Here is a 22074-nt window from a genome sequence, read left to right as displayed (position 1 = left end):
TTCTGGCATATACTCGGGATTTTCCTCTTCACGATAGACGCCCATGCAAGCCCATCCCCGTTTCGAAGGCACCGAAAGCTATGTCGCGACAAGCGACCTGAAGCTGGCAGTGAATGCCGCCCTGACGCTGCAGCGTCCGCTCCTGATCAAGGGCGAGCCCGGCACCGGTAAAACCATGCTGGCCGAGGAAGTGGCGTCGGCGCTGAACATGCCGCTGATGCAGTGGCACGTGAAATCGACCACCAAGGCCCAGCAAGGCCTGTACGAATACGACGCCGTCTCGCGCCTGCGCGATTCGCAGTTGGGTGACGAGCGCGTGCGCGACATCCACAACTACATCGTCAAGGGCGTGCTGTGGCAAGCCTTTACGGCGCCGGAACCGGTGGTCCTCCTCATCGACGAGATCGACAAGGCCGACATCGAATTCCCCAACGATTTATTACGCGAACTCGACCGCATGGAGTTCTACGTCTACGAGACGCGCGAAATGGTCGTCGCCAAGCACCGTCCGCTGGTGATCATCACCTCCAACAACGAGAAGGAACTGCCGGACGCTTTCCTGCGCCGCTGCTTCTTTCACTACATCAAATTCCCCGACCGCGAGACGATGGCCGACATCGTGCAGGTGCACTACCCGCGGCTGAAGCAGGAGCTGCTGGCCGCCGCGCTGCAGAGTTTTTACAACGTGCGCGACATCCCCGGCATCAAGAAAAAGCCGTCGACCTCGGAATTCCTCGACTGGCTCAAACTCTTGATGGCCGAGGACATTCCGGCCGAAGCGCTGCATTCGAAGGACAACAAGACCGTGGTGCCGCCGCTGCATGGCGCCCTGCTGAAGAACGAGCAGGACGTGCATCTGTTCGAACGCCTGCTGTCGATGTCGAGGATGAACCGATGATGGCAATCGAGCCGGTCGCGCTCGAATTCAACGGCGTGCGCCTCGAACCGCTGCGTCTCGAGCACGTCGACGGCTTGCGCCTGGCCGCCGCCGACGGCCAATTGTGGAACCTGCGCGTGACTTCGGTGCCGGAACCGCACCGCACCCAGGCTTACGTGCATACGGCGCTGGAGACGAAGGACCGCCTCCCCTTTGCGGTGATCGATGCCTCGAGCGGCGACGTCATCGGCACCACCAGCTACCACGACATCCTGCCGGCCATCGATCGCGTCGAGATCGGCTACACCTGGTATGCGAAAGCCGCGCAACGCAGCCACGTGAACACCAGCTGCAAATTGCTGCTGCTGTCGCATGCCTTCGACACCCTCGGCTGCGCGGTGGTCGGTTTTCGCACCGATAATTTCAACTATGCTTCGCAGGCCGCGATCGAACGCCTGGGCGCGAAAAAGGATGGCGTGATCCGCCACCATGCGCCGCGCCGCGACGGCACCGTGCGCGACACCGTCATGTACAGCATCGTGCGCGGCGAGTGGCACGAGGTCAAAAGCCACCTGCACTATCAACTCACGCGCCACGCGGGTACGTAACATGCTGATCGATTTTTTCTTCGCACTGCGTAATGCGAAAGTCCCGGTCTCGATCAAGGAATTCCTGACCCTGCTCGAAGCCCTGGAAAAGACCGTCATCGCCCCGTCGCTCGACGAATTTTATTACCTGGCGCGGCTGGTGATGGTCAAGGACGAGGCGCACTTCGACAAGTTCGACCGCGCCTTTGGCTCCTACTTCAAGGGCATCGAGGCCGTGTTCGACACGACCAAAGGCGAGATCCCGCTCGACTGGCTGATCAAGCGCATGGAGCGCGAACTGACGCCCGAACAGAAAGCCGCGCTGGAAAAATTCGGCTACGACAAGCTGATGGACCGTCTCAACGAACTCCTGAAGGAACAGAAGGAACGCCACGAAGGCGGCAGCAAGTGGATCGGCACCGGCGGCACCTCCCCGTTCGGGCACGGCGGCACCAACCCGGAAGGCATCCGCATCGGCGGCGCCGGCCGCAACCGCACGGCGGTGAAGGTCTGGGACCAGCGCTCATACAAGGACTACGACGACGAGCGCGAACTGGGCACGCGCAACATCAAGGTCGCCCTGCGCCGCCTGCGCCGCTTCGCCCGCACCGGCGCGCTCGACGAATTCGCGCTCGACGAAACCGTGCGCGCCACGGCCAGCAACGCGGGCTACCTCGACATCCGCATGCAAGCCGAGCGCAAGAACCGAATAAAAGTGGTGATGCTGCTGGACGTGGGCGGCACCATGGACGACCACATCGAGCGCACCGAAGAGCTGTTCTCGGCGGCGAAGAGCGAATTCAAGAACATGGAGTTCTACTACTTCCACAACTGTATCTATGATTACCTGTGGAAGAACAACCGCCGCCGCCACGCCGAACGCTTCGACACCTGGGACGTGCTGCGCAAATACCCGCCCGACACCCGCATCATTTTCGTCGGCGACGCCACCATGAGCCCCTACGAGGTGCTCGCGCCGGGCGGCTCGGTCGAATACAACAACGAGGAAGCCGGCGCCGAATGGCTGGCGCGCTTCTGCAAGGCCTTTCCGAAATTCGCCTGGCTCAATCCGGAGCCGGAACACCTGTGGCAGTACCGGCAGTCGATTGCCGTGATTCGCCAGATCATGAACAACCGGATGTTCCCGGTGACGCTCGAAGGGTTGGAGCGGGCGATGCGGTTGTTGAGCAAATAAGGAGGCTGCGGGCCGTGCAAGCGTCATGGTGGGCATGCCCACCCTACATTCGCACGGTTTGACGTAGGGCGGGCATGCCCGCCGTTCAACGTCCGATCGAACGCGGCCTATCATCAATGTGTTGCCTGTGCTATACATTAAGCATGAGCAACTTTCACGTCCTGGTCATCGGCGGCTACGGCTTCTTCGGCACCCGCCTGGTCGAACTCCTATCCCGCCAGCCCGGCCTGCACATCCTCGTCGCCGGCCGCTCCTACACGCAAGCCGCGGCGCTGGTGCACAAGCTGGCGCCCGGCGCCGCCTCGCCACTCGAAGCCCACGCCCTCGACATCGCCGCGCCTGCGCTCGCGCAAACGCTGGCCACCCTGCACCCCGCCGCCGTCATCCACACCGCCGGCCCCTTCCAGGGCCAGGACTACCGCGTCGCCAGCGCCTGCATCGCCGCCGGCGCCCATTACATCGACCTGGCCGACGGCCGCGCCTTTGTCGCCGGCATCGGCGCGCTGCACGGCGCGGCGACAAGCGCCGGCGTGCTGGTCACCAGCGGCGCCAGCTCGGTCCCCGCCCTGTCCGGCGCGGCGGCCGACGCGCTGGCCGCCGGCATGCGGAGCGTCGGCGCGATCGACATCGGCATCAGTCCCGGCAACCGCACCGAGCGCGGCCTGTCCACAGTGCGCGCCATCCTCGGCTATTGCGGCCAGCCCCTGCCCGGCGGCGCCACCGGCTGGCGCACGACCCGTGCCCACACCTACCCGGCGCCGGTCGGACGGCGCCTGCTGTCGCCCTGCGACGTCCCCGACCTGGAACTGCTGGGGCCGCGCTTTCCCGGCACGCCGAGCGTGCGCTTCGGGGCCGGACTCGAACTGGGCTTCCTGCACCGCGGCATGAACCTGATGGCGTGGCTGGCGCAACGCGGCCTGGTGCGCGACTGGGCCGCGCACGCGCCACTACTGAAACGCGCCGCCGACTGGTTCCGCCATTGCGGGTCGGATGCCGGCGCCATGCACGTGCGCGTGACGGGCCTTGACGCCGCCGGCGTGCAGGTGGCGCGCGGCTGGTCGCTGGTGGCGACACACGGCGACGGTCCCTTCGTTCCTACGCTGGCCGCGGCCGCGCTGGTGCGGCGCCTGGCCGCGGGCGACGTCCTGCCGCCCGGCGCCCGTCCCTGCCTGGGTTTATTGACGCTGGCCGATTTCGAACGCGCCGCCGCCGGCCTGCACATCGTCATGAAAGCCGACCAGTGAATTTGTCGATGTACGAAACCGTCATGGGCCCCGCATTCGAGGCATTGGCCGACCCCGTTAAATCCTTTCATCGCACCCGCGGCCGGCGCACGCTGCACGGGTGGGTGCGCACCGAGGCGCCCGCCTCCTGGCCGGCGCGGCTGCTGGCCCGCAGCCTGGGCACGCCTCTGCACCCCGTGTCCGGCGCCATCCGCTTCGAACTCGATGCCACGCCCGCCTGCGAAACCTGGGTACGGCATTTCCCGGGCAAGACGATGCGTTCGCGCATGCGCCTGGTGAAAGGAGAATTGACGGAACGGCTGGGACCGACCCTGTTGTACTTCCAGCTGCTGGCCGAAGACGGCCGCCTGGTGATGCAGCTGCGCGCATTGAAATTCCTCGGCATTCCCTGCCCGCGCTGGGCGCTGCCGCGCATCGTGGCCGAAGAAGAAGGCCGCGATGGCTGCCTTCATTTCCGCATCAGCGCTGCGCTGCCGCTGATCGGGCAGGTCGCCGGCTACACCGGCTACCTCGCCATTGACGCCGAGGTGCCGAGCAATCAATGAACCATGGCTCGCGGTATTGGTGCGGTATTCAACGGCACGTACCGGTGGGCATGCCCGGTGAAGCCGTCCTTGAGGCCATTGGCCTCAAGGACCCCGTACGGTGCACAGCCGCTAATGGATCTTTCATGGGGCCGTCGTATAACGTAGGGCGGGCATGCCCGCCGTCACCCGTCGATCAACCGCACCGCGTCAACGCGCTCCCCGCAACGCATTGCGCACCACATACAAACCCACCACATCCAGCGCCGCATGCACCATCATGGCCGCCAGCACGCCCACGTACTGGTAAATAAACCCCAACACCACGCTCACCCCGAACACGCTCGCCGCCTGCACCAGCGCCGCCCGGTTCAGCTTGCGGACCTGGTATACCGGCACATGCGTCACCAGAAACACGAGCGAGGTGATCCACACCCCCAGCAGCGGCTGCAGCGCGGCCCGGAACAGCAACTCTTCGCCGATCGCCGCGGCCAGGCTAATCCAGACCGGGTTCAGGCCCGACAGGTCGAGCCGGCCATAGGCCGTAACCGTATTGCGGCTCGCTTCCGAGTTCGCGCTGAGGCGCGCGCTGGCGTAGGAAAACACCGCCGCCAGCGCCGACAGGCCGAGGCCGTACAGCACCTGTTCGCCGTACGTCATTGGCCCGCGCAGCACCAGGCGCGGCTGGTCCTGCAAAACGAAAATGAGCACCAGCGCGATCAGCGAAAACACGACGCAGGTCAATACCTGGGCGGTGAGGCGGATCGGCGCACGGGCCGGCTGGGGATGCTGCGGAATCTGTCGGGACATGGGGGTGCGTCGCAAAACGACGAATGAGGACGAATGAGAAATCGAAAGGCGGCTGGAACAACCGGCATTCTAGCCAGCGGCGCCAAGCCTGACAACGAACTCTTCCGTTCATCCGCTGTCCAATCGTGCGCAGCCTTTGTCGAAGCCGTCTTATAGAATCGACAAAAGACCCGTCCGCTCCAGGCCGGGCTTTCCGGTGTATTTTCGAGGAGCATGCATGCCCGACCTGTTGCCGATCCTGACCAGCCTGGCGTGGCCATTCGCGATCGCGATCGCCTGGATTGCGGGCGAATTCGGGCAACGCTGGACGGGTTTGCCGCGCATTAGTTTTTATGGCGTGATTGGCTTTGCGCTGGGCAGCTCCCAGCTCGGCGTCCTGCCGATCCCCGACAGCGGCCCGGCGTCGATGCTGGCCGACGTCGCCTTCGGCCTGATCCTGTTCGAACTCGGCTACCGCATCAACCTGCGCTGGCTGCGCACCAACCCCTGGATCGGCATCAGCGGCCTGGTCGAATCGCTGGCCACCTTGGTTGCCGTCTACCTGATCGCGATCGCCTTCGGCACGCCGCAACTGACCGCGCTGATGCTGGCGGCGCTGTCGATGGCGACCTCGCCCGCCACCGTAGTACGGGTGATCAACGAGCAACGCAGTTCGGGCCAGGTGACGGAGCGGGTGCTCCACCTGACCGCCCAGAATTGCGTGCTGGCAGTGTTCGCCTTTAATGTCGTGATCGGCTTCTGGATTTTCCGTACCTTCGAAGACCTGGGCGACGCCATCTGGAACAGCCTGGTGCTGCTCGCCGTGTCGCTCCTGACCGGGGCCGTGTTCGGGCTTGCCGTGCCGGCGCTGCTGCACGGGCTCAAGAACCCGAAACAGGATGCGACGGTCGCGTTTGCGCTGGCGGTCATCCTGCTGGTCGCGATTTCGCATGCGGGCGGCCTGTCGCCGGTGGTGGCCACCCTCGCCTTTGGCCTGGTGGCGCGCCACCGGCGCGTCGCCTACAGCCAGGCCCAGCGCGGTTTCGGCGCGCTCGGCGAATTGCTGACGGTGTTGCTGTTCGTGTTCGCCGCCTCTACCCTCGATTGGCAAAAGGTCGCCGCCGGCATCGGACTGGCAACCGTGATCGTGCTGGCGCGGCTCGTGACCAAGACCGGCGGCGTGGTGGCCTTTGCCCACCTGTCCGGCGTGTCCTGGCGCAAGGGCGCGCTGGCCGGCGTCGCGCTGGCGCCCCTGTCCGTGTTCGTGATCCTGCTGCTGGAACACGCGCGCCAGCGCGGCGTGCACGTGGTGGAAGAATTGCGCTCGGTGGCGGCGGTGACGATGCTGCTGGAGGTGTTCGGCCCGATCATCATCCAGCGCGCGCTGGTGTGGGCGAACGAGGTACCGAAGACCCAGCCGGAGATCAACCATGCCGCTTGAGCCGTTCACCGCCTCCACGCCGCTGACCTTCGGCGTCGAACTCGAACTGCAACTGGTCAGCCTGTCCGACTTCGACCTCACTGCCGCCAGCCCGGACCTGCTGCACCTGCTGGCCCGTAAACCCTTCCCCGGCAATGTCACGCCCGAGATCACCGAGAGCATGATCGAGATTAATTCGAGCGTGCACTCGGCCTACGCGCCGCTGCTGGCGGAACTCCAGGAGATCCGCGACACCCTGGTCGCGGCCGGCGACCAGCTCAACATCGGCATCGCCGGCGGTGGCACCCACCCGTTCCAGCACTGGTCGGAACAGAAGATTTTTTCCAAGCCGCGCTTCGAACACCTGTCCTCGCTATACGGTTACCTCGCCAAGCAATTCACCGTGTTCGGCCAGCACGTCCACATCGGTTGCGGCAATGGCGACAATGCGCTGTACCTGCTACATGCGCTGAACCGCTACATCCCGCACTTCATCGCGCTGTCCGCGTCGTCGCCTTTCGTGCAGGGCCACGACAGCCTGTTCGATTCGGCACGCCTGAATTCCGTGTTCGCTTTTCCGATGAGCGGACGCGCGCCGTTCACGCTGCGCTGGAGCGAGTTCGAGTCGGCCTATTTCGCGAAGATGGAACGCACCGGCATCATCAAGAGCATGAAGGATTTTTACTGGGACCTGCGGCCTAAACCCGAATACGGCACGATCGAGCTGCGCGTCTGCGACACGCCGCTCACCGTCGAACGGGCAGCGGCCCTGGCCGCCTACCTGCAGGCGCTGTGCAGCTATCTGCTGGAGCGGCTGGAAGAACCACCGGTCGAGGATGACTACCTGGTCTATAACTACAACCGCTTCCAGGCTTGCCGCTTCGGGCTGGAGGGCGCGATTACCCATCCCAAGACCTACGCGACGATGCCGCTGCGCGAAGACATCCTGGCGACCCTCACCAGGATGGAACCGTATGCAGCGGCGCTCGGCAGCCTGGAGGGCTTGCGCCACCTGGCGGCAGCGGCGGCCGGCGGCAGCGACGCGGCGCTGCTGCGCCAGCAATACGAGCGCCAGGGCAGCGTCGAGGGAATGGTGCATGCGGCGATCAACTGGTTCCGCGGCGAGCGGCGCTTCCGGCGGCGGTAACTGTTTCCGGCCGTATGAACCTACGCCGGGCTGATGCGGCTCGGCCGCATGATCCGCTCGAGAAAATTGCGCTTGACCGGCTGCGGCATCCCCTCGTCGACCAGCACTGCCCAGCGTTCGCACAACTGCTCGCAGGTCGCGCGCAGCACCGGGTCGAGGTCCGGCAGGCGCGCCAGCGCGCACAGGTGGCGCTCGATCACCGAGGCCAGGCGCACGCACGGCTTGTCCCTGTCGTCGCGTGCGGTGTAGTGCGACATCAGGTGCAGCAGGGAGGCGAGCATGACGGCGTGGCGCTGGGGCATGCCGTGCGAAGGTACGGCGGTGTCTGCGAGTGGATGGTCCATGGCGGTTCCTGTTGATCAGTCTTTAATGAGAATGATTCTCATTCATTATGATCAAGGGAGGGATGGGATGCAAGCGGTTTACGCGCCAAACTTGCGTTAGTCCCAAATTGGGACTAACATCCGTCGATGCGCATACTTTCTCTTCCCACGCTTCGTGCTTTTTACGAACAGCCCGGATATGCCGACGCAAAGGAACCTCTCCTGACCTGGCATGGACATGTCCTCAAGGCTAAGTGGGAAACGCCGGCCGACGTCAAAGCTGACTTTGGCACGGCGAGCATCCTCAAAGAAGGTCGGGTAGTGTTTAATATCGCTGGGAACAAGTACCGTTTAGTTACGTCTATCAACTACCCGTATGGGATTGTTTTCGTGAAATTCGTCGGAACACACAAGCAGTACGACGCTATCGATGCTCAAACAATTTGAAAGACATCGCCATGGACATTAAGCCTATCCGCACTGAAGAGGACTATCACGCAGCGCTGAGCGAAGTCGAATCGCTGATGACTGCAGAATTCGGCACACCGGAAGGAGATCGTCTTGATGTCCTGGCTACGCTTGTCGAAGCTTACGAAGCAAAACACTTCCCCATGGACATTGCAGACCCAATTGAAGCTATCAAGTTTCAGATGGACCAGAAGGGCCTCACACCTAAGGATCTCGAGCCGATGATCGGCAGGTTGAATCGCGTGTACGAGGTGCTGAGCCGCGCCAGGCCGCTAACCCTGCCCATGATTTGGCGATTGCATAAAGGACTGGGTATCCCGGCCGAGACCTTGATCCAGCCTCCGCGCAGCGTAGCCGCCTGAATAGATCAGACGGCTGCGGTTCCTACAACCGCGTCTCCCGCGCCGCCCGCAAAAACTCATCCAGCACCGGCGTGCAATCGAGCAGATCCGTCCCGCCCGCCCGGTGGAATTCCGGGTGCCATTGCAACCCCATCACAAAGTCGGCGCGGTCGTAGCGGATCGCCTCGACGATCCCGTCGGGATACGACATCGCTTCCACCCGGATGTCGCGCCCGAGTTCCTTCACGGCTTGGTGGTGGATCGAATTGACGACAGGCCGGCCGGCATTGGGAAACATGCGCCCCAGGGTCGAGCCGGGCGGGAATTCGATGGCGTGGCGGTGGGCGTCGTAGTCGGTGTGTACGTGGGCCAGCGCCGCCGGCACGTTGGTCGCGACGTCCTGGTACAGGGTGCCGCCAAAGGCGACGTTGATCAGCTGGCAGCCGCGGCAGACGCCAAGCACCGGCTTGCCGGCTTCGACGAATTCGTGCAGCAGTTCGAGTTCGTACAGGTCGCGCGCGCGGTCGCCGCTCCACTCGGGGCGGGTAGGCGATTCGGAATAGGTTTGCGGCGACACGTCCGCCCCGCCCTGCAGCACCAGGCCATCCAGGTGGCGCGCGTAGTGGCGCAGGGTGATGTTACTGGGGTGTAACAAGCCGTTGGTGTTCACCGTCGGGATCATGAACACCAGCACGTCGCGCGACATCACCCACTGGGCGATCGACTCTTCCAGGTATTGCAGGTTCTTGCTGCGCAGGCCGGTGGAGCCCGGTTCGGGATGAAAGATGCGCGCCGAGACGCCGATGCGCAGCGTGCGGCGCATGAAGTCGCGGCTGAAGCGGTCGCGCAGGGCGCGCCAGCGCGAGCGCAGGACGCGGCCGGCGAGTGCGAACGGGGTGTCGCCGGGACGCTGGTAGCGCGGCGGGCCGCTGGCGGCGCGGCGGTCAGGAACACGCTGCGGCGCATCCTCGCGGTTTTCCAGCGGCGGGCCCGGCGCCTCGCCGCGGCGCTGTGGTTGGTCGTCTGCCATGGCCCAAATATAGCCCTGCCATGGCCGCGCACGATTCGAAGTTGTAACAAAGTCACACCGGCAACTCGGGCAAGCTGGTCAGCCGCTGCAGCATGCACACCAGGCTGCGGTCCCCCACCGGCTTGTCGAGCAGCCCGCGCACCCCGGCGCCGTGCGCCAGCGTGCTGTCGTAATTAAAAGTGCGCCCGACCAGCAGCACCACGGCCGTGCGCCCCGCGCCTTCCTGGGCCTTGATGTTGCGGCTCAGGCCGTAAGGGTCGATGCCGGGCGCGGCGGTATTGATCATGGCCAGCGCCACCTGCGTTTCGTCGCACAGGCGCACCGCCATCGGCGCGCTGTCGGTCCAGGCAATGGCCAGGCCGCGCGCGCCGACCAGGCCGGCCAGGTGGTCGCGGAAAGTGCCGCCCTTGTCGACGATCAGCACCTTGCCGTCGCGCGGCGGGCGCCGTTCGGAGGCGCAGCCGGTATGCGGGCTAAGGCGCGGACGGCGGCGCCGTTCGGCCAGCAGCGGCTGGCCGCGTGCGTGCAGCAGCGCCAGGGCGCGCCGCCGTTCATCGAGTAGGCGCCCCATCGCTTCGTACAGGGAAGGTGGATCGAGCGGCAGCGCCAGGTGATCGCAGGCGCCATGCACGGGGCCGCCGATCACCAGCGCCGGCGGTGCGCAGCGCATGCCTTCGAGGCAGGCGAGGCCGGCCGGACTGGCGCCGTCGACCAGCACGAGGTCGGGCTCCTGCAGGCTGTCGTCATGCAGGCAGACATACAGCGGTCCCGAGCGCGGCGCCGCAGCCAAGAGCGCGCCTAGTTCAGCGCCCTGCTCCGGCCCGAATCCGAGCAGGCAGACGGCGGTCGGAATTTTTTGTGCATGCATCAAATTCACCTGGTTGGCGCAAGTCCTCAACCTGTTGCACAAAAAGCAGGCTGACTTGCGATTATTACTGTATGCATGTACAGTACTAGTCTCGGCTACACCTTTTGCTCAACGGTTCTCGGGGCCGCTTGACGTAGCAACCTTGCGTACCAATCTAGTCACGTTCGCACGTATTGACAAGAACAATCGCTTACGCCCCTCTCGCTCTTTCCTTTCGACAAGATGGCGCCGACAAGATAGCGCCGACAAGATAGAATGCGCAGGCTTTCGAAAATACACTGATCAGCATGGCAACCAAGAAACCCGCACCCGACTACAGCGAATCATCCATCCGCGTCCTCAAGGGCCTCGAGCCCGTGAAGCAACGCCCGGGCATGTACACCCGCACCGAGAACCCGCTGCACATCATCCAGGAAGTCATCGACAATGCCTCGGACGAGGCGCTGGGCGGCTACTGCAACAACATCGGCGTCACCCTGAACGTCGACGGCTCCGTCACCGTCGAGGACGACGGCCGCGGCATCCCGGTCGGCATCCACCCGGAAGAAGGCGTCTCCACGGTCGAGATCGTGTTCACGCGCCTGCACGCCGGCGGCAAGTTCGACAAGGGTTCGGGCGGCGCTTACGCGTTCTCGGGCGGCCTGCACGGCGTCGGCGTGTCCGTCACCAATGCCTTGTCGAAGCGCCTGGAAATCACCGTGTGGCGCAAGAGCGACGACGGCACCGGCGTGCACAACCTGGTCTTCGCCGATGGCGACGTCATCGAGCCATTGAGCTCCGCGCCGTTCGAGCGCGGCGGCAAGAAGAACGGTACCCGCGTCACTGCCTGGCCGGACGCCAAATACTTCGATTCGCCCAACATCCCGATGGGCGACCTGGTACGCCTGCTGCGCTCGAAGGCCGTACTGCTGCCGGGCGTGACCGTCACGCTGACCAACGCGAAGACCGGCGACGTCCAGACCTGGCGCTACGACGAAGGCTTGCGCGGCTACCTGGTCGAGGCGATGAACCAGACCTCGAGCGGCCAGACCGTGATCCCGCTGTTCGAAGGCGCGGGTTACGCCGCCGCGGGCGACGAAAGCTTTGCCGAAGGCGAAGGCGCGGCCTGGGTCGTGGCCTGGAACGAGGAAGGCGCCGTGGTGCGCGAATCCTACGTCAACCTGATCCCGACGCCCTCCGGCGGCTCGCACGAGTCCGGCCTGCGCGATGGCCTGTTCGGCGCCGTCAAAGGTTTCGTGGAACTGCATGGCCTGTTGCCAAAAGGCGTCAAATTGCTGCCGGAAGACGTGTTCGCGCGCGTCTCGTTCGTGCTGTCGGCAAAAGTGCTGGACCCGCAATTCCAGGGCCAGACCAAGGAGCGCCTGAACTCGCGCGACGCCGTGAAACTGGTCTCGACGTTTACCAAGCCGCCGCTCGAATTGTGGCTGAACCAGCACGTCGAATACGGCAAGAAGCTGGCCGAACTCGTCATCAAGCAGGCGCAGTCGCGCATGCGCTCGCTGCAAAAGGTCGAGAAAAAGAAATCCTCGGGCGTGGCGGTGTTGCCGGGCAAACTGACCGATTGCGAATCGACCGACCTGACCCGCAACGAACTGTTCCTGGTCGAGGGCGATTCGGCCGGCGGTTCCGCCAAGATGGGCCGCGACAAGGAATACCAGGCAATTCTACCGCTGCGCGGCAAGGTGCTGAATACCTGGGAAACCGACCGCGACCGCCTGTTCGCCAACAACGAAATCCACGATATTTCGGTGGCGATCGGGGTCGACCCGCATTCCCAGGGCGATTCGCCTGACTTGAGCGGTCTGCGCTACGGCAAGATCTGCATCCTGTCGGATGCCGACGTCGACGGTTCGCACATCCAGGTCTTGCTGCTGACGCTGTTCTTCAAGCACTTCCCTGCCCTGTTCCGCCATGGCCACATCTGCGTCGCGCGGCCGCCTTTGTACCGTGTCGACGTGCCGCCGCGCGGCAAGAAGCCGCTGCAAAAGCTGTATGCGCTCGACGACGGCGAACTGCTGGCGATCGAAGACAAGCTCAAGAAAGACGGCTTGAAGGAAGGCAGCTGGAACATCTCGCGCTTCAAGGGCCTGGGCGAGATGAACGCCGAGCAGCTGTGGGAAACGACGATGAACCCGGACACGCGGCGCCTGCTGCCGGTGTCGCTGGGCGGTTTCGACCACGGCGAATCGAGCGCGCGTTTCAACATGTTGATGGGTAAAGGCGAAGCGGCCGCACGCCGCGCGTGGATCGAAGAACACGGTAACGAGACGGAAGCGGATATTTGATGGGTTGCGGTGATGAGACGCACGTAAAACGCGTGGAGTCGGAACTCCACCCTACGAAACCCGCAATACGTAGGGGGCATTGAGGCCAATGGCCTGAATGACGGGTTCACCGGACTCCCGAGTCCACGCGTTACACCGCCAAGAGAATCGAACACACTGAATTATGACGAACCAAGCAAACCTCTTCGAACAAGCTGCCGAACCGGCCGACGACATCGACACGCTGACCCTCTCCACCTTCGCCGAGCGCGCCTATCTCGACTATGCGGTCTCGGTCGTGAAAGGCCGCGCCCTGCCCGACGTCGCCGACGGCCAGAAGCCGGTGCAGCGCCGCATCCTGTACGCGATGAACGAACTCGGCCTCGGCCCGACGGCGAAACCGCGCAAGTCCGCCGCCGTGGTCGGCGACGTGCTCGGTAAACTGCACCCGCACGGCGACCAGTCGGTGTACGACGCCCTGGTGCGCATGGCCCAGGACTTTTCGCTGCGTTACCCGCTGATCGACGGCCAGGGCAATTTCGGCTCGCGCGACGGCGACGGCGCGGCGGCGATGCGCTATACCGAAGCGCGCCTGACCCCGATTTCTCGCCTGCTGATGGACGAGATCGACATGGGCACGGTCGACTTCCAGCCGAACTACGACGGTTCCACCAACGAACCGCGCACGCTGCCGGCGCGCCTGCCGATGGTGCTGCTCAACGGCGCCTCCGGTATCGCCGTGGGCATGGCCACCGAGATCCCGTCGCACAACCTGCGCGAAGTGGCCGAGGCGGCGGTTGCCATGATCCGCAACCCGAAAATCTCGAACGCCGAACTGATCACGCTGATGCCGGGTCCGGACTTCCCGGGCGGCGGCCAGATCATCACCCCGGCCTCCCAGATCGCCGACATGTACGCCAGCGGCCGCGGCTCGCTGAAGGTGCGCGCGCGCTGGAAGATCGAGGAACTGGCGCGCGGCCAGTGGCAGGCGGTGGTGACCGAACTGCCGCCGGGCACCTCGGCGGCGCGGGTCCAGCAAGAGATCGAAGAGATCACCAATCCGAAGGTCAAGCTGGGCAAGAAGACGCTCACGCCGGAACAGATCGCCCTGAAGCAGACGGTCCTGAACTCGCTCGACGCGATGCGCGACGAATCCGGCCGCGAGGCTGCCGTGCGCCTGGTGTTCGAACCGAAGTCGAAGAACCAGGACCAGACCGAATTCATGCTGCTGCTGCTGGCGCATACCTCGCTCGAGACCTCGAGCCCGATCAACCTGGTGATGATCGGCGGCGATGGCCGCCCGCGCCAGAAGGGCTTGAACGAGATCCTGCAGGAGTGGATCGATTACCGCTTCACGACCGTCAGGCGCCGTAGCGAGCACCGGCTGGGCAAGGTCAACGACCGCATCCACATCCTGGAAGGCCGCGAGATCGTTCTCCTGAACATCGACAAGGTGATCGCCATCATCCGCAATTCGGACGAGCCGAAGGCGGCGCTGATCGCCGAATTCGGGCTGTCGGACCGCCAGGCCGAGGACATCCTCGAGATCCGCCTGCGCCAGCTGGCGCGCCTGGAGGCGATCAAGATCGAGCAGGAGCTGGCCCAGCTGCGCGGCGAGAAGGACAAGCTGGAAGACATCCTCGCCAATCCGTCGACCATGAAGCGCACCATCATCCGCGAGATCGAAGCGGACGCGAAAGCCTTTGGCGACGCGCGCCGTACCCTGATCGAGGAAGCGCAAAAGGCGGTGGCCGAGCAGAAGATCATCGACGAGCCGGTCACCGTGATCATCTCCGAAAAAGGCTGGGTGCGCGCACGCACCGGCATCGGCCACGACGCCGCCCAGTTCACGTTCAAGGCCGGCGACTCGCTGCACGCCGTGTTCGAGTGCCGCACGGTCGATTCGCTGGTCGGCATCGGCGACAACGGCAAGACCTATTCGGTGCCGGTGTCGGCCCTGCCCGGCGCGCGCGGCGACGGCGTGCCGATCACGACGCTGGTCGACCTGTCCGGTGGCGTGCGCATCCTCCACTACTTCGCTGGCAATGCCGACACGAGATTGCTGCTGGCGGCCTCGAACGGCTTCGGCTTCATCTCCAAGGCGGGCGACATGGTCAGCCGCCTGAAAGGTGGTAAATCGTTTATCACGCTCGACGCCGGCGCCGTACCGCTGGCGCCGCGCGTGGTGCTTGACGCCGCCGGGGCGATTGCCTGCCTGTCCGGCAATGGCCGTGTGCTGGTGTTCGGCATCGACGAAATGAAGGTGCTGACCAATGGCGGGCGCGGCGTGACGCTGATGGAACTCGATCCGAAAGAGCAGCTACTGGCGGCGCAGCCGATCAGCCAGAAAGGCGTGAACGTGATCGGCACCTGGGCCGGCTCCAAGCCGCGCACGGTGGAGCTGTATGCGTCGGGGCTGGAGCCGCACTTCGGCAAGCGCGCGAAGAAGGGCAAGCCGCTGTCGCAGAAGCTGAAAGCGACCGATTTGTCGATGCGCGCGACCGGGGAGTAATGTTCTCGTGACGCGAATGTGACAATGCCGGCGCGAGCCGGCATTGTTGTTTAGGGTGTCGAATGGCTGCGCGGCTATGCTGCGTCCGTAACGCGTGGGCTCGGGAGCCCACCCTACGTTACGCGGCGGCCTTGGATTTCTTCATGCGGTGGCTGTGCACCGTAGGGTGGGCACTTGTGCCCACGCGTTCGTTCCCATGCACGCCCGGCCGCTTTTCCAAACTACGTACAAAAAAATGCCGGCTTCGTGCCGGCATTTTTCATGACAACGAACCAAATTACTTCTTGGCCGCCGCCTTGTGCACGTCGGCCATCGCCTCGGCGCGTGCCTGTTCGGTCTTGGCCGATGCGGTCGCCTTGTCGGCGGCGGCGTCGACCTGCACTTTCAGCGATTTTTCGTCGGCCTTGATCATTGCCTTTTCCGCCTTCAGGTTCGCTTTCGAGACTTTCTCTTCCGCGCGGGCGACGACCTTGGCGCGATCGTCCGCATCGGCGCGGCTGACGTTTTCGGCGGCCTCCGCGTGCGTCTTCACGGCCTTGGCATGCGCCTTGGCTTTCTTTTCCTGGGCGTCGGCGACGGCCTTGGTGGCCTTTTCGTCGGCCTTGGCAGCCGCCTTCATTTCCTTCGCTTCGGCCTTGGCCACGTCGGCTTCGGCGCGCGCTTCGGCTTTGACGACGGCTTTGGTGTTGGTCTCGGTCGTGGCGGTCTGCGCATAGGCGCCGGTAGCGACGAAAGCGGCGATCAGGGTGGCGAGCAGTTTGTTCATGATGTGTTCCTTTCGGTGCTATGGTGGGTGCGGGTTCTCTCCCGCTTGTTTAACTTTTTATTAACAACGCCCCCAGAATATGCCTTGCCGAAGGAAGGGTCTGTTCGCCACCACACAGACCCTTGTTGCGCAAGATCAAGCGCGTTTCATCGCTTTGCCGGGCCTGCGTAGAGGTCGATGATCTCGCCGATCCCGTCCTGGCACACCGGGCAGAACGCCTCGCTGCGGTCGAACATGATGCACTGCATGGCCGGCCGGTAATAGCCTTTCGCCTCGTAGTTCGCGCCTTCGAAGGCGCCGATGTCATGCCGGTGCGGCTGTTTGGCGAACAGCGCGCGGGTACGCGCCAGGTCTTCACGGAACAGCGCATTCATCTCGCTCTCGGGACGGTTCTGTTCCCGCAGCGCGGCGCGCCGCTTCTGGTAGGCGCGCGAGGCTTCCTCGTACTCGGCTTTCGGCCACGGCGTCGGCAGCGGCGTGCCGGCTTTCACGTGCTTCGCCCACTTCAGCTTATTCGGGTCGCGCAGCGCGGTCGCGTTCGGCTCCCATGGTTCCATGCGCGTGCTGCTGGCCGCATACGCCACCGGCGAGGTGTAGTACTCGTCGGCCAGGCCGGCAAAATGGTGGCCGAACTCGTGCACGAACAGATAAGGCGCCCACTCGTTGCTCGCCGCCGCCGTGCTGAACTGGCCGAAAATGCCGCCGCCGCCATAGGTCTCGTTGTTCACCAGGATTTCGATGAATTCGTAGGGCGCATGCTGGGCGATCTCGCGCAGCGCCCGGTTATCCAGCGTCAGCACATAGCGCTCGCTGCCGAAGATGTCGTAGCGCGTGCCGAGTTTCGAGGCATGGTGCACCCCGGTCGATGGGCGCGATACGCCCGATTCCACGGTCGGCACCGCCAGCGCCCAGACATTGAAATCGTCCGCGCGTTCCTTGAAAGGCGAGACCGTGAACAGGTGCGCCGCCAGGCGGCGCGCATCGGCCTCGAATTTCTTCATCTCCGCCGCGGTATAGCCATCGCCCAGCACCAGCAAATCGACCTTTTGCGGCGACGGGCCACTGACCCGGATCGGCATCGGCGTGGCCGGCGCCGGCGGCTGCTTGCGGATCACGTCCGGCGCATCGGTATCGACCTCGACGCTCCAGGCCACCGAAAACACATTGCGTTCGTCGCGTTTCAGGATGCGCACGCGCACCGGGCGGTCGGGTTTGGGAAAGCGCACCGATTCCTGGAACGCGCGGCTGATTTTATTGGCCTCTTCCGTCGTGCGCCATTCGCCAAAGATCGTGGAAAAGTCGCGCGAATACAGTAAATCTCCCGTCTTCGCATCCACCACCTCGACCCGGTTCTGGCCGCGGTTCGTGTTGTCGAGGTTGCGCGTGGTATCGCCCGGCCAGGGCAGCGGTTCGAGTAGCACCTGTTCCAGCGCGTAGCTGTCCGATAAAGCGTTGCCGCTGTGGGTGTAGTCGACGCGCACGGTCGCCGGTGGCGCCGCCTGGGCCAGGCCAGCGACCAATAAGGAAACGGAGGCGCACAGGCGCGAGATGAATCGAAGCATGGGAAATCCTCGGGAAACGAATCCGGGCATTGTAATCCTGACACGGCGTGAATAGACGCCGATGCATATCCGATGTTTGTTGACGCCAACCGTGCATCGAAGCATGATTACTTATCAACAAGAATCGGAGACCGGATGAGATCGTTGCTGCCTGCCTTGACCGCCACCCTGTTGGCACTCCCCTTCACCTGCACGGCGGCGGCCCCGGCCTGCGCCGCCCCGGATGGGCGGGTACAGGAAGAAGGTTTCGTCCGCATCAACGGCATCGAGCAATGGGTGACCATGCGCGGCGACAGCTGCGCCAATCCGGTGATCCTGATCGCGCACGGCGGCCCCGGCAATCCGCAAAGCCTGTACGTGAATGGCCCCGACGCCGGCTTGAGCAAGGATTTTACGGTGGTGCACTGGGACCAGCGCGGCGCCGGCATGACCTATGGACGCAACAAGCCGCTTGAGACCGAGACGCTGACCGTCGAGGGCTTGCGCGACGATGGCCTGGCGGTGGCGCGCCACGTGGCCGCGCGCCTGGGGAAAAACAAGCTGATCATGATGGGCGGTTCCTGGGGCTCGGTACTGGCCGTGAACATGGTGAAAACCAGTCCCGAATTGTTCTGCGCCTATCTCGGCACGGCGCAGTTCGTCTCGCACCGCGGGAATACGGATGGCCACGCCAAACTGATCGCGCTGGCGCGTGCCGCCGGCGACACCGAGACCGTCACCCGGATCGAGGCGCTCGGCCCGCCGCCATGGACCAACCCGCGCTCGTTCGGCATCGAACGCCGCGCCATGCGCAAGTACGAAGCGATGACCACCGACCCGATGCCAAAGGAATGGATGACGCCAGGCGCGCTGTACGCCACGCCGCAGGCGCTGGCCGATTACGAGGGCGGCGAAGACTATTCGTTCTTCCAGTTCGTCGGCCCGCGGGACAACGGCATGGCCGCCACCATCGACCTGTACAAGCTGGGAACGGACTTCAAGCTGCCGGTCTATCTGGTGCAGGGCACCGAAGACCTGCTCACCACACAGGAAGTGACGCAGCGCTACTACGATGCGATCCGGGCGCCGGTGAAAAAACTGGTGCTGGTGCCGCGCGCCGGCCACGATCCGAATCCGCCGACGGTCGAAGCGCAAACGCGGCTGCTGAAGGAAGAAATCCGGCCGCGCTGCCTGTAATGCCGTTTAGTTAAGCGGAGCGTTACGCATTTTTAGCTAGTACCAAGACCGGTCGCGCAATCCAAATTGCGCGATACGTAGGGTGGACTCCGTCCACAGCCCTTTTCATGCACATCGAAATGCGCCACGTAGCCTCGGAGCGCGCACGTCCGGGCTTCCGCCAGCGTGCAGGAGTGCAACGAAACGGCCGTGGACTGAGTCCACCCTACGATTATCGAAACGCAGCCTGTGTAGCCTAGCTCACTGCTGGCAGCGAGTCCACTCAGGCTTAACTGAACGGCATTACCGCGCTGCATGTGATTTATTTGTACTGATACAGCGGCCGTTTGACCACGATCGGCCGGATGTCGAGCCGCACGTTGTAGACCGAATACGCCTCGGTCGTGGCCGACATGTAGCCGACGCTGTCGCCGGTGCGCGAGAACTTGAATTCGAAGCCGAGATCGGGCTGCACCGCATTCGCGCTGTCGAGGGTAAGGCCGATCGCCTCGAACTGGTCGCTGTCGATGAGCTTGCCCATCAGGTCGACCACCGTGCTGTTGCCGAGGATGTCGGCGGAAAACAGCGGCTCGCGGTAATACGGCCGCGCCGGGTCGAGGCGGCCGTCGGCCTTGTCCGGCGCCGGCGTGAAACTGTGGGTGGCAATGTTAAAACGGTCGCCGTTGTCGAGGTAGCTCAGGCGCACGTTGCTGACGTTGAAGGTGCCCTGGCGTGCGTTGGCCGCGGACAGGTCGACCACCAGCGCGCCCTTGTAGCCGAGCACCTCCACGTCGCGGTTCGGCCCGACCACCATCGCCGTATTCTCGTCGATGCCCAGACCCAACTTATAGCCCTTTTGCAGCATCGCCGGCAGCATGCGTGCGAAGCGCCCACGCACCAGCAGGTGCTGGTCGATGAACACGTCGTCGCCGATGAAGCCGAGGCCGGGCGCGATTTCCTGGCCGTCGGTCAGGCCCAGTTTCAGGGTGGCGAGCACCGGTTTCGGATTGCCGAACATGGTGCTGCTCATGATGGCGGCGCCGGCGCTGCTGCCGGCGATGACGCCGCCGCGCCGGTACAGTTCCCACAGGGCGTCGAGCACGCGGGTATTGCTGCCGTCGGGGCGGCGCAGGGCGCGCGTGATGCGGGCCTGGTCGCCGCCGGCAAAGTAGGCGCCGCCTGCGGAGCGGACGGCCTGCGCCAGTTCGGGACTATCGGCCGCGACCTGGTAGTCGGTGCCGGTCAGGCGCACCGCGACCGGCACGAAAAAGGCGTTGGCGCCATATTTGTCGAGGCGCTCGACCAGGCCGGCGCCGGATTTTTCGGGATTGGCGGACGCGGAGGCGAACACGGCGATGCGGGCGCCCTTCCCGCCGGCCAGCTCGACGATGCGCTCCCAGACGGCGGCATTATCGGGACGCAGGGCGCCGCCGATGATGACGAGCGAGCCTTTCGAGGCAGGCGCCTCGGCGGCGCGCACGGATCCGGCCAGCCAGGCCACAGCGAGGGCGAGAGCGACAGAGACAGCAGAGCGGCGCATGGCTTGCTCCTTCTCGAACACGACAAACCATCAGCCTGTGCCCGGAAGAACGGCGCCGTGTTGCGCTGTCTCAGGAGAGATAAATGTTCGGGAAGTAACGCTCCATCAGCGTTTCGGGATTGCGCGGCGCGGTGAAACCGAAGCGTTCATACAACCCTTGCGCGTCGTGGGTGGCCAGCGTGAAACGGCGCAGGCGCTGCAGGCTCGGATGGCGCAGCACGGCGCCAACCAGTTGCTTGCCGTAGCCACGGCCGCGGTACTCGGGCACGACGAACACGTCGACCAGGTTGGCAAAGGTGGCGAAATCGGTGACCACGCGCGCAAAGGCGACCTGGCGGCCGTCGAGGAAGCCGCCGAAACACAGCGAATTTTCGATGGCGCGCTCGACGGTTGGCCGCGATATCCCTACTGCCCAGCTCGACTGCTCGCTGAGGAAGCGGTAGATCATCGGGATGTCGAGCCGCGACTGGTCGGTGCTGACGTCGAAACTGGAATCGTTGGTAGTCATCGGTGATAGTCAGCGCCGGCCGATCTGGCTAAAAAATTAAGTTTAGCGCTGTTTATGCGAACGACAAGTACGATTCGTCAGAGGATCTTTTGCTGCTTTGTGGCTTGTTCCTGGCGGCTTTACGTAGGGTGGACGGCTACACCCGACGGCATGCACTGACGCTGCTCCGGTGCCGTCCACGCGTTCACTCGCCCAACGCGCACCGTGCGATCATTCCGGCACAGCTTGAACGCGTGGGCGGCGCACACGCAGCGTCGACGCAGGTTCCAGGGTGGAGCCGACCACCCTTGTTCCTACCGGCTTTGCAGGTATCGCTCGGGCAGCGCGAGACCGGCGTCTTCGGCGCGCCAGACCAGGTTGGCGATCCACCAGCGCTTGCCGTCGAATGCCAGCTGGATGCTGTTAATGCCGCGCATGAAAGGTTTGGGATCGTTCGGCGAGCGCAGCAGTTCATAGGTGCTGAAGACGTGCACCAGCTGGCCGAAGGCGTCGGTGGTGCGCGCGATTTCACGTTCATAAAAGCCGCTGGTATTAAAGGCGCTCATGTTGCGGCTGATGTAATCCTCGACCGTCATCGTGCGCAGGCCATAGCCGCCGTCGCGCCCCGGCTGGATCACCATCAATTTCGCATCGGGGGCGAACAGGGCGCGCATGCGGTTCCAGTTGCGCGGCGCCCCGGCCGGACCGGAGATGACCTCGTACAAGGCGGCGACGGTGCTGTCGACCGAGGCGCCGTCGGCTTCCTTCGCCACCGCGGGATGGGCGGGCGCAGTGTGCACCGGCGGCTGCGGCAGCTGGGCCATTGCCGTGCTCGCAGCGGTGAGCGTTGCGGCGGCGGCGCCGAGCCTGAGCCATCGTTTCATGTCGGTTCCTTCGAATGCGAATGTTAACAGTTGAATAATGGGCTATTTTACCGCCCTTGTCATGCGGCGCCGGCACGGACGATGGTCAAGG

At 64.3% G+C, this 22074-nt stretch carries 21 protein-coding genes; 12 read left to right on the top strand and 9 right to left on the bottom strand.

The window, feature by feature from the left end; translation table 11 throughout:
- Positions 1 to 43: 43 nt before the first annotated feature.
- The 5 genes from IFT60_RS14130 (at position 44) to IFT60_RS14110 (ending at position 4448) form a co-directional block, all read left to right on the top strand.
- Positions 44 to 898 carry an AAA family ATPase gene (locus tag IFT60_RS14130; protein WP_192052619.1) on the top strand — a complete coding sequence of 285 codons (855 nt, stop codon included), beginning with the start codon at positions 44 to 46 and terminating at the stop codon, positions 896 to 898.
- On the top strand, positions 895 to 1485 hold the full coding sequence (locus IFT60_RS14125; protein WP_192052618.1) for a GNAT family N-acetyltransferase: 591 nt from the start codon (positions 895 to 897) through the stop codon (positions 1483 to 1485). The genes IFT60_RS14130 and IFT60_RS14125 overlap by 4 nt, the downstream gene beginning before the upstream one ends.
- Before the next feature lies 1 nt (position 1486).
- Complete coding sequence (locus IFT60_RS14120; RefSeq protein WP_192052617.1) at positions 1487 to 2659, top strand: vWA domain-containing protein; 1173 nt, start codon at positions 1487 to 1489, stop codon at positions 2657 to 2659.
- A gap of 143 nt (positions 2660 to 2802) precedes the next feature.
- Positions 2803 to 3903 (top strand): saccharopine dehydrogenase NADP-binding domain-containing protein, encoded by a 1101-nt coding sequence (locus IFT60_RS14115; protein WP_192052616.1) that lies wholly within the window; start codon positions 2803 to 2805, stop codon positions 3901 to 3903.
- Positions 3904 to 3911: 8 nt separating this feature from the next.
- Positions 3912 to 4448, top strand: coding sequence for a DUF4166 domain-containing protein (locus IFT60_RS14110; RefSeq protein ID WP_192052615.1), 537 nt, complete (start codon positions 3912 to 3914; stop codon positions 4446 to 4448).
- A gap of 189 nt (positions 4449 to 4637) precedes the next feature.
- Here the strand turns inward: IFT60_RS14110 and IFT60_RS14105 are convergent, their stop codons facing one another.
- Complete coding sequence (locus tag IFT60_RS14105) at positions 4638 to 5237, bottom strand: CPBP family intramembrane glutamic endopeptidase (RefSeq protein ID WP_192052614.1); 600 nt, start codon at positions 5235 to 5237, stop codon at positions 4638 to 4640.
- Positions 5238 to 5454: 217 nt separating this feature from the next.
- Here IFT60_RS14105 and IFT60_RS14100 point away from each other — a divergent pair, with 217 nt between their 5' ends.
- Together IFT60_RS14100 and IFT60_RS14095 are read left to right on the top strand one after the other, a co-directional pair.
- Positions 5455 to 6657: a cation:proton antiporter gene (locus tag IFT60_RS14100; RefSeq protein ID WP_192052613.1), complete on the top strand. Its 1203-nt coding sequence runs from the start codon at positions 5455 to 5457 to the stop codon at positions 6655 to 6657.
- Positions 6647 to 7783, top strand: coding sequence for a YbdK family carboxylate-amine ligase (locus IFT60_RS14095; protein ID WP_192052612.1), 1137 nt, complete (start codon positions 6647 to 6649; stop codon positions 7781 to 7783). Before IFT60_RS14100 ends, IFT60_RS14095 begins: the two co-directional genes overlap by 11 nt.
- A 20-nt stretch (positions 7784 to 7803) precedes the next feature.
- On the opposite strand, the gene IFT60_RS14090 is transcribed toward IFT60_RS14095, so the two are convergent.
- Complete coding sequence (locus IFT60_RS14090; protein ID WP_229510872.1) at positions 7804 to 8127, bottom strand: hypothetical protein; 324 nt, start codon at positions 8125 to 8127, stop codon at positions 7804 to 7806.
- A gap of 126 nt (positions 8128 to 8253) precedes the next feature.
- Between IFT60_RS14090 and IFT60_RS14085 the strand changes: the two genes are divergently transcribed.
- Both IFT60_RS14085 and IFT60_RS14080 read left to right on the top strand, forming a co-directional pair.
- Complete coding sequence (locus IFT60_RS14085; protein ID WP_192052611.1) at positions 8254 to 8553, top strand: type II toxin-antitoxin system HigB family toxin; 300 nt, start codon at positions 8254 to 8256, stop codon at positions 8551 to 8553.
- 5 nt (positions 8554 to 8558) lie between these two features.
- Positions 8559 to 8936: a helix-turn-helix domain-containing protein gene (locus IFT60_RS14080; protein WP_524537865.1), complete on the top strand. Its 378-nt coding sequence runs from the start codon at positions 8559 to 8561 to the stop codon at positions 8934 to 8936.
- A 22-nt stretch (positions 8937 to 8958) separates the two neighbouring features.
- On the opposite strand, the gene IFT60_RS14075 is transcribed toward IFT60_RS14080, so the two are convergent.
- Both IFT60_RS14075 and IFT60_RS14070 read right to left on the bottom strand, forming a co-directional pair.
- On the bottom strand, positions 8959 to 9945 hold the full coding sequence (locus IFT60_RS14075) for a gamma-glutamyl-gamma-aminobutyrate hydrolase family protein (protein ID WP_192052609.1): 987 nt from the start codon (positions 9943 to 9945) through the stop codon (positions 8959 to 8961).
- A 52-nt stretch (positions 9946 to 9997) separates the two neighbouring features.
- The gene (locus IFT60_RS14070; RefSeq protein WP_229510871.1) at positions 9998 to 10813 is read right to left on the bottom strand and encodes a PleD family two-component system response regulator; all 816 of its coding nucleotides are present in this window, start codon (positions 10811 to 10813) and stop codon (positions 9998 to 10000) included.
- A 287-nt stretch (positions 10814 to 11100) separates the two neighbouring features.
- On the opposite strand from IFT60_RS14070, the gene IFT60_RS14065 reads away from it, so the two are divergent.
- Positions 11101 to 13098: a DNA topoisomerase IV subunit B gene (locus IFT60_RS14065; protein WP_192052608.1), complete on the top strand. Its 1998-nt coding sequence runs from the start codon at positions 11101 to 11103 to the stop codon at positions 13096 to 13098.
- Positions 13099 to 13261: 163 nt separating this feature from the next.
- Positions 13262 to 15589, top strand: coding sequence for a DNA topoisomerase IV subunit A (gene parC / locus IFT60_RS14060; protein ID WP_192052607.1), 2328 nt, complete (start codon positions 13262 to 13264; stop codon positions 15587 to 15589).
- 277 nt (positions 15590 to 15866) lie between these two features.
- Here parC and IFT60_RS14055 read toward each other — a convergent pair whose 3' ends face one another.
- Entirely contained in the window at positions 15867 to 16355 is a 489-nt protein-coding gene (locus IFT60_RS14055; RefSeq protein ID WP_192052606.1) for a hypothetical protein, read from the bottom strand.
- 146 nt (positions 16356 to 16501) lie between these two features.
- On the bottom strand, positions 16502 to 17917 hold the full coding sequence (locus IFT60_RS14050) for an IgA Peptidase M64 (RefSeq protein ID WP_192052605.1): 1416 nt from the start codon (positions 17915 to 17917) through the stop codon (positions 16502 to 16504).
- Positions 17918 to 18052: 135 nt separating this feature from the next.
- Between IFT60_RS14050 and IFT60_RS14045 the strand changes: the two genes are divergently transcribed.
- Positions 18053 to 19093 (top strand): alpha/beta fold hydrolase, encoded by a 1041-nt coding sequence (locus tag IFT60_RS14045; RefSeq protein ID WP_192052604.1) that lies wholly within the window; start codon positions 18053 to 18055, stop codon positions 19091 to 19093.
- 301 nt (positions 19094 to 19394) lie between these two features.
- On the opposite strand, the gene IFT60_RS14040 is transcribed toward IFT60_RS14045, so the two are convergent.
- The 3 genes from IFT60_RS14040 to IFT60_RS14030 all read right to left on the bottom strand — a co-directional run bounded on the left by IFT60_RS14040 (position 19395) and on the right by IFT60_RS14030 (position 21983).
- Positions 19395 to 20612, bottom strand: coding sequence for a cyanophycinase (locus IFT60_RS14040; protein ID WP_192052603.1), 1218 nt, complete (start codon positions 20610 to 20612; stop codon positions 19395 to 19397).
- Between the two features lie 70 nt (positions 20613 to 20682).
- Positions 20683 to 21120, bottom strand: coding sequence for a GNAT family N-acetyltransferase (locus tag IFT60_RS14035; protein ID WP_192052602.1), 438 nt, complete (start codon positions 21118 to 21120; stop codon positions 20683 to 20685).
- 293 nt (positions 21121 to 21413) lie between these two features.
- Positions 21414 to 21983, bottom strand: a complete 570-nt coding sequence (locus tag IFT60_RS14030) for a hypothetical protein (protein WP_229510870.1) — start codon at positions 21981 to 21983, stop codon at positions 21414 to 21416.
- Positions 21984 to 22074: the final 91 nt, after the last annotated feature.

It is taken from the genome of Massilia sp. CFBP 13721, from assembly GCF_014842025.1.
In the GTDB taxonomy this organism is placed as follows: domain Bacteria; phylum Pseudomonadota; class Gammaproteobacteria; order Burkholderiales; family Burkholderiaceae_D; genus Telluria.
Note: the sequence above shows the minus strand (reverse complement) of the source record. Positions and strands in the feature narration are given on the sequence as shown.

Coding starts and splice junctions, on each gene's coding strand:
- IFT60_RS14130 (WP_192052619.1), top strand. CDS start 44: ATGCAAGCCCATCCCCGTTTCGAAGGCACCGAAAGCTATGTCGCGACA.
- IFT60_RS14125 (WP_192052618.1), top strand. CDS start 895: ATGATGGCAATCGAGCCGGTCGCGCTCGAATTCAACGGCGTGCGCCTC.
- IFT60_RS14120 (WP_192052617.1), top strand. CDS start 1,487: ATGCTGATCGATTTTTTCTTCGCACTGCGTAATGCGAAAGTCCCGGTC.
- IFT60_RS14115 (WP_192052616.1), top strand. CDS start 2,803: ATGAGCAACTTTCACGTCCTGGTCATCGGCGGCTACGGCTTCTTCGGC.
- IFT60_RS14110 (WP_192052615.1), top strand. CDS start 3,912: ATGTACGAAACCGTCATGGGCCCCGCATTCGAGGCATTGGCCGACCCC.
- IFT60_RS14105 (WP_192052614.1), bottom strand. CDS start 5,237: ATGTCCCGACAGATTCCGCAGCATCCCCAGCCGGCCCGTGCGCCGATC.
- IFT60_RS14100 (WP_192052613.1), top strand. CDS start 5,455: ATGCCCGACCTGTTGCCGATCCTGACCAGCCTGGCGTGGCCATTCGCG.
- IFT60_RS14095 (WP_192052612.1), top strand. CDS start 6,647: ATGCCGCTTGAGCCGTTCACCGCCTCCACGCCGCTGACCTTCGGCGTC.
- IFT60_RS14090 (WP_229510872.1), bottom strand. CDS start 8,127: ATGGACCATCCACTCGCAGACACCGCCGTACCTTCGCACGGCATGCCC.
- IFT60_RS14085 (WP_192052611.1), top strand. CDS start 8,254: ATGCGCATACTTTCTCTTCCCACGCTTCGTGCTTTTTACGAACAGCCC.
- IFT60_RS14075 (WP_192052609.1), bottom strand. CDS start 9,945: ATGGCAGACGACCAACCACAGCGCCGCGGCGAGGCGCCGGGCCCGCCG.
- IFT60_RS14070 (WP_229510871.1), bottom strand. CDS start 10,813: ATGCATGCACAAAAAATTCCGACCGCCGTCTGCCTGCTCGGATTCGGG.
- IFT60_RS14065 (WP_192052608.1), top strand. CDS start 11,101: ATGGCAACCAAGAAACCCGCACCCGACTACAGCGAATCATCCATCCGC.
- parC (WP_192052607.1), top strand. CDS start 13,262: ATGACGAACCAAGCAAACCTCTTCGAACAAGCTGCCGAACCGGCCGAC.
- IFT60_RS14055 (WP_192052606.1), bottom strand. CDS start 16,355: ATGAACAAACTGCTCGCCACCCTGATCGCCGCTTTCGTCGCTACCGGC.
- IFT60_RS14050 (WP_192052605.1), bottom strand. CDS start 17,917: ATGCTTCGATTCATCTCGCGCCTGTGCGCCTCCGTTTCCTTATTGGTC.
- IFT60_RS14045 (WP_192052604.1), top strand. CDS start 18,053: ATGAGATCGTTGCTGCCTGCCTTGACCGCCACCCTGTTGGCACTCCCC.
- IFT60_RS14040 (WP_192052603.1), bottom strand. CDS start 20,612: ATGCGCCGCTCTGCTGTCTCTGTCGCTCTCGCCCTCGCTGTGGCCTGG.
- IFT60_RS14035 (WP_192052602.1), bottom strand. CDS start 21,120: ATGACTACCAACGATTCCAGTTTCGACGTCAGCACCGACCAGTCGCGG.
- IFT60_RS14030 (WP_229510870.1), bottom strand. CDS start 21,983: ATGAAACGATGGCTCAGGCTCGGCGCCGCCGCCGCAACGCTCACCGCT.